The organism is Niastella sp. (assembly GCF_045805085.1).
In the GTDB taxonomy this organism is placed as follows: Bacteria; Bacteroidota; Bacteroidia; order Chitinophagales; family Chitinophagaceae; genus Niastella.
Window position 1 is genome coordinate 1 of record NZ_JBJMLX010000411.1, and the last position, 16,067, is coordinate 16,067.

General features: G+C 46.6%; 9 protein-coding genes. All 9 read right to left on the reverse strand.

Annotation, left to right across the window (positions count from 1 at the left end; translation table 11 throughout):
• Positions 1-347 precede the first annotated feature (347 nt).
• The gene (locus ACJ751_RS21140; protein ID WP_407747507.1) at positions 348-935 is read right to left on the reverse strand and encodes an RNA polymerase sigma-70 factor; all 588 of its coding nucleotides are present in this window, start codon (positions 933-935) and stop codon (positions 348-350) included.
• A 117-nt stretch (positions 936-1,052) separates the two neighbouring features.
• The gene (locus tag ACJ751_RS21145) at positions 1,053-2,657 is read right to left on the reverse strand and encodes a glycoside hydrolase 43 family protein (RefSeq protein ID WP_407747508.1); all 1,605 of its coding nucleotides are present in this window, start codon (positions 2,655-2,657) and stop codon (positions 1,053-1,055) included.
• Positions 2,658-2,973: 316 nt separating this feature from the next.
• Positions 2,974-3,957, reverse strand: coding sequence for a pectinesterase family protein (locus ACJ751_RS21150; protein WP_407747509.1), 984 nt, complete (start codon positions 3,955-3,957; stop codon positions 2,974-2,976).
• 103 nt (positions 3,958-4,060) lie between these two features.
• On the reverse strand, positions 4,061-4,975 hold the full coding sequence (locus ACJ751_RS21155) for an alpha/beta hydrolase (RefSeq protein ID WP_407747510.1): 915 nt from the start codon (positions 4,973-4,975) through the stop codon (positions 4,061-4,063).
• Between the two features lie 118 nt (positions 4,976-5,093).
• Positions 5,094-10,736 (reverse strand): pectinesterase family protein, encoded by a 5,643-nt coding sequence (locus tag ACJ751_RS21160; RefSeq protein WP_407747511.1) that lies wholly within the window; start codon positions 10,734-10,736, stop codon positions 5,094-5,096.
• A 237-nt stretch (positions 10,737-10,973) separates the two neighbouring features.
• On the reverse strand, positions 10,974-11,708 hold the full coding sequence (locus ACJ751_RS21165; RefSeq protein WP_407747512.1) for a rhamnogalacturonan acetylesterase: 735 nt from the start codon (positions 11,706-11,708) through the stop codon (positions 10,974-10,976).
• Positions 11,709-11,949: 241 nt separating this feature from the next.
• Complete coding sequence (locus tag ACJ751_RS21170) at positions 11,950-13,338, reverse strand: polysaccharide lyase family 1 protein (protein WP_407747513.1); 1,389 nt, start codon at positions 13,336-13,338, stop codon at positions 11,950-11,952.
• A 58-nt stretch (positions 13,339-13,396) separates the two neighbouring features.
• The gene (locus ACJ751_RS21175) at positions 13,397-15,019 is read right to left on the reverse strand and encodes a DUF5123 domain-containing protein (protein ID WP_407747514.1); all 1,623 of its coding nucleotides are present in this window, start codon (positions 15,017-15,019) and stop codon (positions 13,397-13,399) included.
• A 24-nt stretch (positions 15,020-15,043) separates the two neighbouring features.
• The coding region (locus ACJ751_RS21180; RefSeq protein WP_407747515.1) for a RagB/SusD family nutrient uptake outer membrane protein at positions 15,044-16,067 on the reverse strand (1,024 nt) is incomplete at its 5' end.

The following is a 16,067-nucleotide window of genomic DNA, read 5'->3' on the forward strand; positions in this document are numbered from 1 at the left end:
CAGATTCTTTCAGGTGTTTCCATTGGCGCCTAGTGCGTTTATGTTATAAGGACAGACATTTGGGATTACACCATTAATCGTTTTGGAAAAATATTTTTTTTATTAAGGTGCAGGTTGACCAGTTGACCAGTTGACGAGTTGACAAGTTAACACGTTTACAAGTTGACGCGGGAAAATACAGGAGGTAGGAAGTAAGAGGTACGAAGAGGTAAGTTGATAGAGTTGATAAGGGATGACAAGCCTGCTGAAAGCTTGGAAGGGTTAAATATTGGAGCGAGGTTGCATTAAGGACTTTCACGTTTGCCGTTTCACGTTTCACGATATTGCCGATTGCCGATGCCGATTCATCACTGCCCTGCCTGCTTTGGTATAGAAAAGCTCCGGGTAACCTTATTGACCTGCAATGCGGTACATATTTTCTTAATCGCAATAGCCATTTGTACATCAACAGTATTGAGGGAAATATTGAGGATCTCGGCTACTTCGCGGTGTTTGAGGCCGTCTTCGCGAACCAGTTTGAAGATCATTTTACAACGGGGAGGTAAATTTTCCACTGCCTGGTGCATACGCTTCATCATTTCGGCGGTGACCAGCAGATTATATGGATCGGAGACCAGCTGACCGGTTTCTATATCCAGGTCATCAAAGGGCGCCCTGATGAGCTCTTTAGCCTTTTTGGAAATGGCATTCAGGGCCCTGTTCTTTACTGCTACATATAAATATACGGTGAGATTTTCTACTTCGTTTATGCGGTGGCGATTACTCCATAACTTCACAAATACATCTTCTACAATTTCTTCAGCAATTTCAGGTGAGCGGGTGATTACACGGGCAAAATGATGCAACCGTTTACTGAATAATTTGTACAGATCTGCCAGACATTGTTCGTTTCCGGCATGTATTCCTTGTTGAATATGTGTCAGGCCAATGGTCATATTTTTTCAATAAGCAATCAATCGGGGTTAAATGTAGGCATTTTTTGGTTACAATGAAATAGCTCGCGTGAGCCATCCGCCAGCTGGCGGATGACCCACCTGAGGTATTTACATATCTTATTCAATTCTAAACCAATCTACATCTGCAAAGCCTGCATCGTTGGTGACCGTGGTGCGGGTGCAGAACAATCCCACCTTGGCGCCGATCCATCTGCCGGGCACGGCCGAAAATACATCGCCGGCGGAAGTATAATGCTGTCCGTCTTCACTATACGAGAAATTACACTTGGCGCCTTTGCTTACCTGTACGCGCAAATACGTGGTGGCGCCGGATATTTTACCAATCATCTTTTCCTGTTCTGGTTTTCCGCCTTCGGCTTTATTACAGACCACATAGGAAAGATAAATGCCATCTTCTTTTTTGGTGAGTCCCACAAAAGCATAGTCAGCACCCATCACGATCAACCCGGTTTTCTCTCCTGCCAGCCTGGGTTTAAAATCCAGCTTAACCGTAGCCGTAAATTCCGGGGCAGGAAATTTCTGCATCAATACATTGGGCACAAACCACATATTTTTGGCAGAGTCGGGCACCATGCCGGAGAACAAACGCAGGTAACCATTACCGGGAAAAGCCCAAAAGGGTTTTGGATTGGCCTGCCATTGCCATTGCAATCCCATGGTGATGCCATTAAATTCGTCAGATTCCTGCGGCGTTTGCACCGGGTACGTTTTACCAACGTTTGGTTTTCTATAGGTTTGAACCGGCTCGCCTTTTCCATCGCCATCTTTGTCAATGCCTATCACCGGCCAGTTATTCACCCATTTCATGGGTTGCAACAGCACTACGCGTCCGTATGCTTCCAGGTCCTGGAAATGCAGGAACCAGTCTTCACCGGTTTGGGTTGTTACCCAGGCGCCCTGGTGCGGACCATTTATAACTGAGCTGCCCTGGTCCATCACTACTTTTCTTTCATAAGGGCCATACACATTTTTCGACCGCATTACCAGTTGCCAACCGGTTGACACGCCACCTGCCGGGGCAAAGATGTAATAATAGCCATTGCGCTTATAAAACTTAGGACCTTCGAGCGTGGGGTCCTGGTCGTGACCATCGAACACCATTACGCCGCCATCGAGTACCTTGGTTCCGGTAGCATCGAGCTGTTTTACCACTACAATACTTTTTATGCCGGCGCGGCTGCCTGCAAAGGCATGAACAAGGTACACTTTGCCATCATCATCCCACAACGGACAGGGATCGATCAATCCTTTGCCGGATTCTACCATGATGGGGTCTGTCCAGGGACCGGTGATGTTTTTTGATTTTACTACATAGATGCCAAAATCCGGATCAGGGTAATAAATGTAAAACTCACCATTGTGATACCGGATGGAAGGCGCCCATACGCCATTGCCATGCTGGGTTGTTGAAAAATGATCGTAAGGCGGCTGGCGTTTTAATGCATGGCCAATGATGCTCCAGTTTACCAGGTCTTTTGAATGCAGAATAGGCAACCCGGGAATACCATCAAAGCTGGATGCCACTAAATAATAATCATCACCCACCCGGCACGCATCAGGGTCGGAATAATCGGCATACAAAACCGGGTTCTTATAGGTTCCGTTCATATTATCCGATACCCACACTTTTGATACGTAGGGTTGCTGTGCGATGCTACTTAAACTTAAGAGAGAAAATGCTAATACAAATAGTTTCTTCATTATATCGTGTTTCTTGAATTGTCAATGATGGAAAAAGGCAAAGGGCCCTCCTACGCTAAAGCTTGCGCCTCCGCTAAAGCTTCAGCGACACGCGGACGGAGGGCGAAGCAGAGGGCAAAGATGGCTCGCGAGGATGCAACATTCCTCTCTATTTCCATTTTTCACTCCTTTTAACACTTGGCCCATTATCAACCCTATCAACTTTTTCAACCCTATCAACCTCCTGCTTTATTCCACCTAACCTTCTTCTTTCACGTCAAACTGTTAACTTGTTAACTTGTTAACTTGTTAACTTGTTAACTTGTCAACTGATCAACTACTCCGAAGGAGCCCAGTCCCCAAAGATATTCCTCAACGTATACGCTGCCGCTTCTTTTTTGGTTAATTGGTGCGACCAGGCAGCGCGGCCTGAGGTATTGGCGCCGGGGCCACTGCTGTTGTATTCTGCGTAGAACGCTGTCTTTTCATTTTCGGGATTGCGCCAGTTGTCCCAACCAATGGGAGCAATATGTTCGCCCATTTTTGTATTGATGTAAACAGTTCTTGCATATGGGCGCCAGGGCCGGCCCAGCAAGACCTTTTTCGCTGCGGTATCGGCAATGAGGGTGCAATCGAAAAATACAAATCCATATGACTGGCGCGGCGTGGTTGATGCGGCCGTGATGTAAGAATTCATCAGGCTTTTGATAGTACAATTTTCAAACACACAGGTGGCCGGACCAAAAATAAAATCGGTAGTGCCTTCTATAAAACAATTTTTATAATACTGGCGGCTGCTGTCGATGCCCACATATAAAGTATCCTGGTTGCCGAGTAAACGACAGTTTATTATTTCGCAACGATCGCTTTCGGCATGCAGGGCTACGGCCTGCCCAACCCGACCTGCGGCATTTTGTATGGTGAGGTTTTCGGCCCTGAAATCATTGCCCTTTACTATTACAGTATATGAATTAAAGGTGCTGTATTTATCCCGCCCGCTGGCAGTATCGAGGCCATGTGGCAGCGGTTTGCCACTGAAATCGTCATTGGTGATGATGGTGCTGTCGCGGCTCTCCCCTAACAAGCTAATGTTTGTCTTCCAGGACGGAACAACCAGCTTTTCATGGTACACGCCTTTCTTAATAAAAATGGTTACGCGCTCCTGGGAAAAATCGCGCATGGCATTTACCGCTTCCTGAATGGTTTTATAATTTCCACTACCATCCTGCGCCACTGTTAAATATTTTGGATAAGTCTGTTGTTGGGCGCTTACATATACAACTGGCGCCAGTAAAAACAAGAGAAAACAGATTCTTTTCATCCCTTTGTTATTGAGTTTGTAAGTTATTGAGTTCGTAGGTTCATAAGTCAAATAAATAATTGAGCTACCAACTTAATAACTCAAGAACTTATTAACCTATAAACTATTTCAAAAATCCCATTTCCAATAACCAGGCTTCACATAATGCTGTCCATTGCTGGGTAGAACCGGGATTGTTGCGCAGGGCAATATTATGGCCGCCCTGTGGAAACACATGAAAGCTGGCAGGAATATTTTTATCCAGCAATGCCTGGTAGAACATCAGACTGTTACGCGGATCAACGGCTTTATCATTGAACGCATCTGCAATAAAACAGGGAGGCGTGGTAGATTTTACCTGCAACTCCATGGAAAATTTATCAATCATTTCTTTTGAAGGATTGGCGCCCAGTAAATTTTCGCGACTGCCTTTATGAGCATATTGTCCCAGGGTGATCACCGGTGATACCAGGATGGTAAAATCCGGACGAAAGGATACACTGTTGAGCGAGTCGCCAATAGCTGCTACATCATCGCCGGTATTGCCCAGCCAGGCTGCCAGGTGACCGCCTGCTGACACACCCATAATGCCAATCTTGTTTGGTTGAATGTTATACTTACCGGCATTGGCGCGAATGATACGCATGGCGCGTTCTGCATCCTGCAAGGGACCCAATTCGCGATGCACCAGGTCGGGCGAAAGAGGTAATCGATAATTCAGCACAAAGGCAGCAATGCCCATCGTATTAAACCATTTGGCCAGTTGAAAGCCGCTTATCTGAAACGACTCGTGGTGATAGCCGCCACCAGGACAAATAATAACAGCGCATTGTTTATTTTCCTGTATGGAGGGAAAGAAAGCCGTCATTCCGGGATTACCCACCTGGAACAACCGTTCATTGTTGATACTATCTTTCAAATGCATGCCCTTTGTATTGGGCATTTTGCCAGTGGGCCATAGTGGAATAAACTCCTGCGCCTGCAAGACAAAAGATCCCAGCACAAATGCAACCAACAAAGAAGTGATCCTGCCATTCATATCAATCGTTTTATTAAAATTAGTCCTTTAAATTTTCGACTCCGCTCAAAGCAGGAATGCTCAGAGCGGAGTCGAAAGGTAGACGCAATATGCTTACTTTTAGTTGCTGACAGCCCTGTTATTGTTTAATAAACTTCAACAACACTTTTTCCTTTAACCGCTCTAACTCTACAAAATACATTCCATTTGGCAAGGCGCTTATATTAAGAGTGGTATAATTGCTGGCCGGTTTGCTGTAATAAGTCCCAAGCAGGTGTCCATTCAAATTATACAGTCGGATAACTGCCACGGTAAACAAATTTGCATGGTACACATTTACATAATTGCCTGCCGGGTTTGGATTGATGGTGTATACCCCATAAGCAATTCCTGTCACCGGTACATTTATAGTAGCCATACCACTGGTTTGAACCGATATATTTCCCTCATACCCTCCTACACCTGCCGCATTTAACCGCACCATTACAGATGCTGTTACCGAATTATTAGCATTAGGGGATATTGCCGGAACATTCGTGCCATACCATTTTTTGCCTGAATCAACTGAGAGCTCATATCCTTCAGCCGGGGTAAAGGAAACCGGTGCGCTTAGCCCGGTACCTGTTACCAGGAAAGCCTGCGCGTCTGTTGGCCTGCCAAGCGTTTGTGAGAACCGTTGCAAATTACTATTGATGGTCATCGCCGGGTTCATTGGTTGTACAGGCTGCGTCACTTTATTCGCTGTCGTTGTTCCTTTCACCAGTACATTTTTCAGCTTCGCATATCTTATGGTACTGCCTGAACCAGTGCAATGATAAATACGGAATGAAAGTGTATCACCGGATCTCATGGTCACACCGGCAGACCCATTCAGCAACAGGGCAAACACATCGGGGTTACCGCTCGTTTGGTTACTTACATCAAAGGCATTGGTGAAGTTGCCATTGATGCTTGCAGTGAGTGGTGTTCCATTTTTTATAGCTACGCTTATTTCTGTTGAATCTGTTCTGAAACCGGTTTTGGAATACACTACCGCCATTTTAGTGCCACTGGATGTATTGTAAAATGAAGTTGATAAAAGTATTGAGTCTACCCGCATGGTGTGTGTAGTGGCAGCTACTACGTTGAACTGTTCGTAGAATAACCTGTTCAGGGTACCACCCGGTCCGCCACTGGCGGTGGTCCACGATCCATCGGCGGTTGCCGCATATGCCTGTCCGTGCAAAGTGCCATAAGCAGGAACGGTGGGTTCCACTCCGTTCGATAACACCAGTTTATTTAACACAGGTGTTGTACCAATAACCCCTGCTGCCCGCACCGTGGCATCATCCTGGTTGTTGACCGTTAAAGGCCATTGCTCCAGTAATATGCCATCTACTAATGAATCTGCCTGAATAGTACCGGTCACGGCTACATTCACCGCCGTGGCATTGGTGGAAGCGTTTACAATATTACCGTTGTTTGATCCAATGGCCGTTGCATTGAGCCGTACATAAACTGTGGTATTGGCAATTGTACCACTGGCAGGCGTTATGGAAACAGGGGCGCTGCTCCCAAACCAGTTCGTATTATCGATCGACACCTGGTAACCTGCCGGTGGCGTTATGGTAAGATTGTTCATCAGGTTAGCGCCTGCCACTATATAGGTTTGCGTTTTGGATGGTTTTCCCAGTCCCTGTAAAAAACTACCCAGGGCGCCAAACACGGTGATCGTGGGTGTGCTCGTTGCCGAGGTAGTATCGGATGTACAATTTGTATAGCCGGATTTGGACGTTCTTACTATATAATAATAAGTTTGTCCGGGCGGTGGGATGTTCTCGGTAAAATTAAAATTACAGGCCGAATCTTCAGTGCTTACCTGGGTGCTTACCAATGTGAAATTTGTTTTGTCGTTACTGCGGTACAGATCACAGGTAATGCCGGTCATGGGCCACGACAGATTCCAGGTTAAGGTGGTGGTGTTTGTTCCTTTTTTAGCGATCAGGTTCGATACGGCCAATTCGGGTTTAAATGTCGCATTCAATTCGGGCCAGGTAGCAAAGGGATCCCATTTGGTCATTACCGGGGTATTGGCATTTATAAAAACCGTATCGTTGTTATAATATTTTGCGGCATCGGCAGCTGTTAATTGTTTTGACCATGACAACCGGCTGCTTACATTCACCGGAGTGCCATCATAATTTTTTGAATTGTATTCGCCATACGTAATGAAACTGGTATTGGTACCTGCATCCCAGGTGCTCCACCCGTCTGATCTTATGGTTGATCCCATTAGCGTATTCAGGAAGGCGACTTTATTGCGGCTCTTGGCGGCATCGGCTGTGCCGGCATCATTTTGCCAGGGACGGCCCAGTGAATACAAGGTAAAGCCTCTGTTCTTTGTGATCCTGCAATCGCGGAACACATAGCCATAGCCTGATTCCAGCTTGGTGTTCACTGCAGTAACATAACCGCCGGTTTGATTATCTAGCCGCGTACGCGGATAAATGATACAGGTATCGAAGATAATAGTGGAAGAACCGAAGAGGAAATCGGTATTTCCGTCTACATAACAATTCTTGAAATAGCATCTTGTTGCTTTAACGTTGCCACCATAATACGTGTCCTGTCCACCATTCATGCGGCAATTATAAAATACAACGCGGTCAGAAGTGGTATACACTGCCACCGCCTGCGGACCATCGCCTGGCGCCGGCACCAGGGCATTGGCGTTGATACCATACCCGGTTGCATTTTCTATTGACAGGTTCATCATCATCACATCATTTGCACTGATGGTTACTGTGGCACAGGTAGAAGTACCATAGGTACCTCCGGCCGGATTGGCCTTGCCTGAATAATTATCGGATGAGATAATGGTTTCGGCCAGGCTTTCCCCTACCAATTGAATAAAAGGTTTACTACCGGCAATGTTCACCGTTTCAACATACTTGCCCTTTTTAATATAAATTTTATACGGCGCTGTTTGATTGGTGGGCGCAGCATCGATAGCGGCCTGTATACTGGTATAATTGCCACTGCCATCTTTGGCTACCACGGCCTTTGCCCCGGCAGACGGTCCGGTGGGATTTGTTCCCCCATTGAGGGTTGCATTGGCCGTTGCCGCTGTAGCGGAATAGTTATATGCTTTGTCAACCGTAAAAATATAATAGTAGTAGGTAGTGCCGGCTGTTAAACTGGCGTCATTATCAGTATAAGAAGTGGTTACACCCTGACTTACTACTTTATAACCAATGCCCATGGTATTACCTTCAATATAGATGCCGTTGGCATTGGGAGCGGGCGCAGTAGACGCCGTGCTGCGTACTACCACATACCCACCACCATCTATACCAGTAGCAGGGGCCGTCCAGTTTACGGTGATTGTTTTATTCGCATTAGCAATTGCGGTGGGGGCAGTAGCCACATCGGGCACTGTTACATCAGGCGCCGGATTACTTTGATTATCTGCTGCATATACTACAAAGTCATCTACATCGAAAGGCTGGGTTATCACTGCGCCACCCCCATTAAAACGGAAGCCGGCCAAAAACAGGTTGGGCGTATAGGTGGTGGGATTTACATTGCGGACAGAGGTAGCTTTCATCCACGCGCCGCTGGTTGCTGTCCAGGCCAGCGTTTGATAACTGGTTGTAAAATTGGTGGCGCTGGTGTTGTCGGTAACGGCGATCAATCCGCTCACGCTATTGCTGCCGGTTGGCGCAGCCGCCCAGTAATAATATTGAACAATAAATTTTGTGTCGTTGGGATAAAGCGGATTGGTTTGTGAAGGCGCAAAACTATTTTTGGTACTGGTGCTGGTGCTCGTATAGGTGAAATAGTTACCGCCCGATCTGGCTGTTCCATCACTTTTAATAGTTGCCGAACCGCTGGTGGTCCAAACCGTAGTAACAGCATTCCCAGCTCCTGTTGGCGCCGCTGTGGAAACAGCCCCCACTGTTTGTTTTTCAAAACCACCATCCATGGTGGGATAAGTGCCCAGCCCTACAGTGGCCGAAGCAGCTGTTCCTGTTACCGACATATTAATAGTAGCAGCGCCTGCGCTGATATGAACAATATTTCCATTGTAATTACCAGCCGCTGATGCATTCAACCGCACCATAATGGTGGTACTGGTCAGCGTACCAGATGTGGGTGTTAATACTATTGGATTGGCGCTGCCATACCAGGTATTTCCATCGAGCGATAATTCATAAGAAGCAGGCGGGGTAATGGTTACATTGCCTGTAAGGTTGTAACCGGCCACCGAATAGGTACTGGCTGTTGACGGACTGCCGATCGATTGTGAAAAACTGGCCAGGGTTCCACCCGCCACGATTACCGGGCCCGGATTGGAAGCGGTTACCCCGTTTAAATAATTCTCCAGCATGGTATAACCATTACCATCATATACATTTCTATCGGCTGCATCGTTCGGGTTCAAACCATGACTGGTTTCCCAGGTGTCGGGCATTCCATCGTGATCGGTATCAACCGGGGCTATAGCTGAATTTAAAGTTGGCCAGGCATTAACTGTCAGACTGTAATCGGTACCGTGTGGATAATCGCCCTGCACATCGATATGACGGCCGGTTCGGTTGCGCACATCATTGACGATACGCTGATCGAGTGTATCGCGAGCTGGTAAGGTAGCGCCGGCCCCCAGTAACACGGCATCAAAAGCATCGACAGCTGGTTGGATGTTTTTGGTAAATCCTAAAACAAACTCGGTATTCGCTTTTGCCTGTACGGTATCAGCAGCCGTTGTGCCCATCTCCACACCCGACCAGTTATTATTGGTGTTCTGGGTAGATCCATCCACGTAGTTTCCGTTCACATACCATTTACCCCAGGGTATTGTTGGGTTGGGCATTGTTCCCGAAAAGCTAGGGTTACAAATGCGGTACCGAACACCGCTTGAAGTATTGGGTCCATATTTGTAATAGTTGTTCATTACATTATAGTTGCCTCCTTCGCCGCCATACACAGTATTAATGCCCCAGTTGTAGATCACGTTATTGTAGAAATCTACATTTTCAACCCCGATGGTATTGGGTGTATAGGTACTGATGCCTGAAAAACGCGGGTTACGGTTTTTGGCATGTGCATACAGGTTGTGGTGGATGGAAGCATGTTTTCCACCCTGAATACCATTATAACCATGGTGTTCATAACCGGTATCGCCTGTTTCAAAGTGATAGGAATAATTGAGCGGCTCGGTAAGCAGGCACCATTGGATGGTTAAGTTATCACCCCGATAAATAGTGAGCGCTTCATCGTCACTCCAGCTTACGCTACAGTGGTCGACAATGAGATTATTAGGCCCCAGGGCGCCAAAGGCGTCATCACCGCCACTGCCATCAACGGGGTTGCCGTTGGCATCTACTTTTTTCTGGTTCTTATCGCCCAGGCGAAAACGCATATAGCGAACGATCACGTTATCGCCGGAGATCACTACCGGGAAATCGGCCAGACAAATACCACCGCCGGGCGCTGTTTGTCCCGCAATAGTGGTGTTGGCCCTGATATTTAATTTGGAATTGAGGTGGATGGTACCCGAGACCCTGAATACTACCGTTCGATAAGTAGCGGTTGCGCTTACTGCATATCGCAGGCTACCGGGCAGGTTATCATCATTCAGGTTGGTCACTTCAAACACAGTGGTGGCGACTGCAGCAGTGCCGCGCCCCCCTGAAGCATTCATGCCGGCGCCTTCGGCGCCCGGGAATGATGGCTGGGCCTGTGCTGTTATAGCAAACAGGCAGCAGCAAAATACAATGACAAGGTGTGTAAATTTTCGCATATGCTATCGTTAGTTGTTCGTGAATCGGCAATCGTGAATCGGCAATCCTGAATCGTAAAACGTGAAACGTGAAACGGCAAACGCTTCCCATTTGGGCATCGCTCCCATTTTCGGTCCTCTACTTTTTCAGAATTCCGACTTTTTATTCGTACAGCAGATGTGAATGTATTCCCTGGTTAACTGGTCAACTCGTCAACTTGTTAACTTGCCAACTTCTTAACTTGCCAACCCTATCAACTACTTCCTCACTCTCTCAACAAGCTCAAGGTTCAAACTCCTCATGTTCTTCAACACGATCTCCGCTATCATGCGGGCGCCGAGCTCGTTGAAGTGGGTATTGTCTTCTTTGCCCTGCGGGTAGTTGGGGTGTTCACCCGGGGCGAGCTGATTGAACAACAACTTCGATTTTTCTACACCCCATTGCTGGTACAATGCCTGTGCTTCTTTATCCAGGTCAATCAATGGCACGTTGTTTTCTTTGGCCACATTGCGCACAATTTGCGCATATACATCATGTGTGCCTGTCACGTGACCTGTTGAATCGAAACTACGGCGGGCAACGGGGGTCAGCAACACCGGGTTTGCTTTTTTGCTGCGGGTATCGGTTATATATTTAACCAGGTTGGCTTTAAATGCTTCTTCGGTAGTGTAGCTCTTTTTTGTTTTTACTTCATCGTTGTGCCCGAACTGCACAAATACATAATCTCCTTCCTGCATGGCATCTACCACTGGCTGCCAGCGGCCTTCTTCCATAAACGTCCTTGTGCTACGACCATTCTGTGCACGGTTATCTACTTTTACCGTAGAATCAAAGAAATAAACAAAAGGCATCCCCCAGCCCGTTTCCGGGTAGGTCTTTGGGTCTTTTATCGCCATCGTTGAATCGCCTATCAACCAAACCGTAATCTTCTTTTTCGGCGGCATGGCAAAGGCGGCTAACATCATTAGTCCTATAGCAAGTATTCTGTTCATCTCTGTTTATTTTGTGGGACCTCCCCCCGGCCCCCTCCGGTGGAGGGGGGAATACAGCCTCGCGTCATTACTCAACCTGTTAAACGTTTCGACCTCCTTAACTCCTACTTTTACTTCTTATCTCATGTTCCCTTTATCAACTCTTTCAACCCTATCAACTTTCTACTTAATTCAACCTAACCATTTTCTTTCTCATTAACTTGTCAACGTGTTAACTTGTCAACTCGTCAACTGATCAACTCTACTTAACCAACTCATTCAAATACACCTCTATATTAGTATACTGCTTGTCGAGCTTATACACCGACGCATCGCCGGCATCAGCAGGATCCAACGCATGTTTTGCTTCCCATGCATCGGGCATGCCATCCTGGTCTTTATCGGCCGGGGCCGGCAATGATCTCAACGTGGGCCATGCATGTACGGTGGCTTCATAGTCCGTAACATGGGGATAACCACCCTGCACATCCACAAAGCGACCACCGCGATGTTTTACCTCATTGATAACCCGTGCATCGAGCGTATCTCTTTTGAAACTGCAACCTGCATTTTTCAACACCAGTTCATAGGCGTCTTTGGCGTTTTGCGTGGTTACAGGTACTGTAGAAAAAGGCGCATCTGCTTTTGCCAGGGCCGGGTCGTCAGCTTGTTTTTCACCAACCTGAACGCCCTGCCAGTTGTTACCGGTTACTTCAGCCGATCCATCTACATAATTCCCATCTATAAAAAATTTTCCATAAGGTAATTTCGCATTTTTCCACGGGTTCATGATCCGATATAGCACCTTTTTATTAGTGTTGGGCCCGTAACGATAATAATTGTTCACCATATTGTAATTACCGCCCTCACCGGCATAGGCACTGTTAATACCCCAGTCGTAGATCACATTATTGCGGAAATCAACATTCTCTTCGATGCCCTGCCTGTTGCCATTGAACCGCGGATTGCGGCTGTTGCAATGCGCAAACAGGTTGTGGTGGCCCGAGAAATGTTTCCCGCCCCAGATACCGCCATAGCCATGATGCTCATAATCTGTATCGCCCTTTTCAAAATGATAGCTGTAGTTCAATGGTTCTGCAATGAGGTTCCATTGCAAGGTGGTGCTGTCGCCATTGTAGACCGATAAAACTTCGTCGGTGCTCCAGCTTACGGAGCAATGGTCAACGATGATATTCCGGCGCCGGGTTCCGCCAAATGCGTCGTCACCGCCATTGCCATCGACCATTCCACCCTTTTGGTTTTTATCGCCCATGCGGAACCGCATATAGCGTACAATGATGTTATCACCACCCAACCCAACTGAATAATCTGCCAGACAAATACCATCGCCGGGCGCCGACTGCCCGGCAATGGTTATGTTACCTTTTATTTCCAGTTTCGATTGTAAATGAATGGTACCAGAAACAGCAAACACTACCACCCGCGGCTCTTTTGCCTCTACTGCGTTTCTCAAACTACCCGGGCCACTGTCATCGAGCGTGGTTACCACATACACTTTGCCGCCCCGGCCGCCAGTGGTATACTGGCCAAATCCTTCTGCACCGGGAAAGGCAATGGTTTGTGCTTTTGCCGAAATAAACAATGACAGGCAGCAAAAAACTGTTCCAATAACATTTATTCTCTTTATCATACGCAAATAGTTCTTACAAATCTTCGGTAAAAATACCAGTTCTGATATTTTTCAATTGTTAATACCGCCACCTGGGATCACCACTGGTAGATCTTCCCAGGAAGTTCACATCTTTAAAGATGAAGTTTGCTGCGGCAGGGTCTACAAACAGGTCTGTACTGGCTTTACCATAATCAGCAACGTTAGCAATTGGACTGGAAGCAAAAATACAGTCTGTTGTTTTGTAGGTATTGTTACCCACAGTAGGCGGCGTGCCCGACTGTACTCCTTTTGCCGTTCCCGCAGCCGACGCTGTTTTACCCACCACATTATTGATAAAGGAGAAATTCGGTATAACAAGGGCTTTAAAATCGAACATATAATGGGCATCCCCGGTAACATTGTAAAAAGTATTGTTATCAACCTGAACTGATGCAGGAGCCAACGTATTGTGCACGATCAATCCATAACCAATATTGTAAAAAGTATTATTAGTGACAACAATGTTATTATACTTACCTGCAACAGCTGTATTGTGGATAAAAGCATAACTACCGCCTGGCCAACCAATATCATATACGATGCATTTATTTACAATCACCTTTTCGATATTGATAACGATCGTATTAAGATTTCCCTGTAACCGCAATGGCGAGTTCGCCATATTACGAATGGTGCAATTCTCAAAATTGATCTCTGCTGTAGTACTTGACGCACCCTGATTGAAGAAATAGGCTCGTTTGGTCAGAGCGGGGTCTGCATTCTGATAACCGGTAATATCCAGGTTCTCGAATTTTATTATGCCGCCACCATTGACTGGCAAGGTTACCAGGTTAAAAGCAAGGATGGGTTTAACAGGCCCCGGTTGTCCCCAAATGGTAAATGAGGCATTGTCAGGCAGTTTAATAGTACCATCATTGGTGTATTTTGTTCCCTGCTGCAACACAAATATAGTTCCGGTCGCAACTGAAGTTGCCAGCATAGTGGCCAGGTCGTCGGTAGGCTGTACCATCACTACGTTAGCACCTGTTGGTGTGCCTGCAAAAGTGGTAAATGTTAAATATCCTTTCTGAGCCGGTCCAAGAAAAATGGCGGCATCGTAAGTGGTTTTAGGGCTAAGTCCTGAGATCGTTTTTTTACCCGCAGCAATATCAGTAGCATCCAGATTCACAGTTATGGGAGAACCGGTACCAGGCGTAAGCGTAATTTTGGTAAAGCCCGGATTCACTACCCATCTGAGCGTTACTTTATTGTCGGTAAGCTCGCCATCCAATATGGGTCTTAAGTACTGTTCGCCTTTAATGGGTGTCATGCCGCTGCTGTGCAGCCATTTTGATTCATCACTATTGCCTATTGCATTGGCTTTTAACCGGGCATAGTATTTTTGCCTAACAGCCAGCTGCCTGTCGGTAACCGTTATCTGGGTACTTTGAGTAACCTGCGACAATTCAGGCGTTCCGGCAAACAGGGAATCTCTTGATAATTCAATAGTATAGGAAACATCGGTACCTGTTGTATACAGGGATGCTTTCCACGATAAGGTGGCGATCGTATCGCCGCTAACCACAGAAATATCACCTGGCATGAACATGCGAACCAGCTCGTTGCTTCCCACTTCATCTTTCCTGCACGATACTATTCCCAACGCCAGCACCATCGCCGGCACTATTATTCTTTTATATTTATTGATTACGCTCTTCATTTTAATAGTGGTTTAGGTGGATGATTAATACCCCCAATTCTGGGCCATGTTATAATTCGTATTGATCACACTGGTAGGTATAGGGAACAACTCTTTTTTATTTGCCTCAAACTTGTTGGCATATCCTTTCAGATCACCCGTGAGGTAATCTTCGTTCACCGACGCGCGCCAGTTTTTGGTAAAATAACCGTTAGGTGCGGAGCTGCTTCCTGTGCCTGGCGTAAACAGCGCCTGCGAAACAGGAGCGCCATTAGGAAAATCAAGGGTCTTTATTTCATCTACTGAAGCTACCAGGTTATAGGTGGCCGGTTTTGTATACACATATAAAGGCAGGTTGGCATAGCGGCCAACACCATTCATAAAGTCGCGCAGCTTTTGGCGGGTCTCATCAATTTTACTGCCCAGCATGTTCCAGCGAATGAGGTCGTATTTGCGAATACCTTCGCCACCAAACTCCAACAGGCGTTCCTGTACAATGGCTTTAAAGAAACCATCTTTATCTGTAGGCGTTGTACCCATGCGGCTTTCAAACCCTGCAAACGCCCGTTTTCTTACGCGCTCAAAGGCAGTGATGGCATCGGCAGAGGGTCCATTATTCAATTCATTGTCCGCTTCGGCATACATCAACAGAATATCTGCAAAGCGCAGGATGGGCCAGTTGATGGCCAGGTTTTGCGATGTGCCTGTTATGTTGGTCCATGATCTTCTGAACTTGCCATCGGTCATGGTAGTGGCTATGTTCATAAGCTTTTTACTGGCTGTATCAATTTCAAAAATATTGATGGTTACATCGCGACGGCAATCGCCAATAGAATCGAATTCATAGAAATATGTAGGCAGGGGGTTGATACCACCTCCACCGCCGCCGAATTTTGAACTGGCGTTGACACGGAGGCCATTATAATAACCCAGCTTACTATCGGTTGACGCATTACCGCCGAAGGCCCCTACTTCAAACATCAGCTCATGCGCATCATCGAGTCGGGTGGCTGTATGCAGGGTTTTAAAGATATTTTCATATACCGGGTTCAATGTATGTTGTTCGGGG

What these genes read in the sequence shown, in the direction of transcription:
- ACJ751_RS21170 (WP_407747513.1), bottom strand. Translation starts at nt 13,338, where the DNA reads ATGATAAAGAGAATAAATGTTATTGGAACAGTTTTTTGCTGCCTGTCA.
- ACJ751_RS21155 (WP_407747510.1), bottom strand. Translation starts at nt 4,975, where the DNA reads ATGAATGGCAGGATCACTTCTTTGTTGGTTGCATTTGTGCTGGGATCT.
- ACJ751_RS21145 (WP_407747508.1), bottom strand. Translation starts at nt 2,657, where the DNA reads ATGAAGAAACTATTTGTATTAGCATTTTCTCTCTTAAGTTTAAGTAGC.
- ACJ751_RS21175 (WP_407747514.1), bottom strand. Translation starts at nt 15,019, where the DNA reads ATGAAGAGCGTAATCAATAAATATAAAAGAATAATAGTGCCGGCGATG.
- ACJ751_RS21150 (WP_407747509.1), bottom strand. Translation starts at nt 3,957, where the DNA reads ATGAAAAGAATCTGTTTTCTCTTGTTTTTACTGGCGCCAGTTGTATAT.
- ACJ751_RS21165 (WP_407747512.1), bottom strand. Translation starts at nt 11,708, where the DNA reads ATGAACAGAATACTTGCTATAGGACTAATGATGTTAGCCGCCTTTGCC.
- ACJ751_RS21140 (WP_407747507.1), bottom strand. Translation starts at nt 935, where the DNA reads ATGACCATTGGCCTGACACATATTCAACAAGGAATACATGCCGGAAAC.
- ACJ751_RS21160 (WP_407747511.1), bottom strand. Translation starts at nt 10,736, where the DNA reads ATGCGAAAATTTACACACCTTGTCATTGTATTTTGCTGCTGCCTGTTT.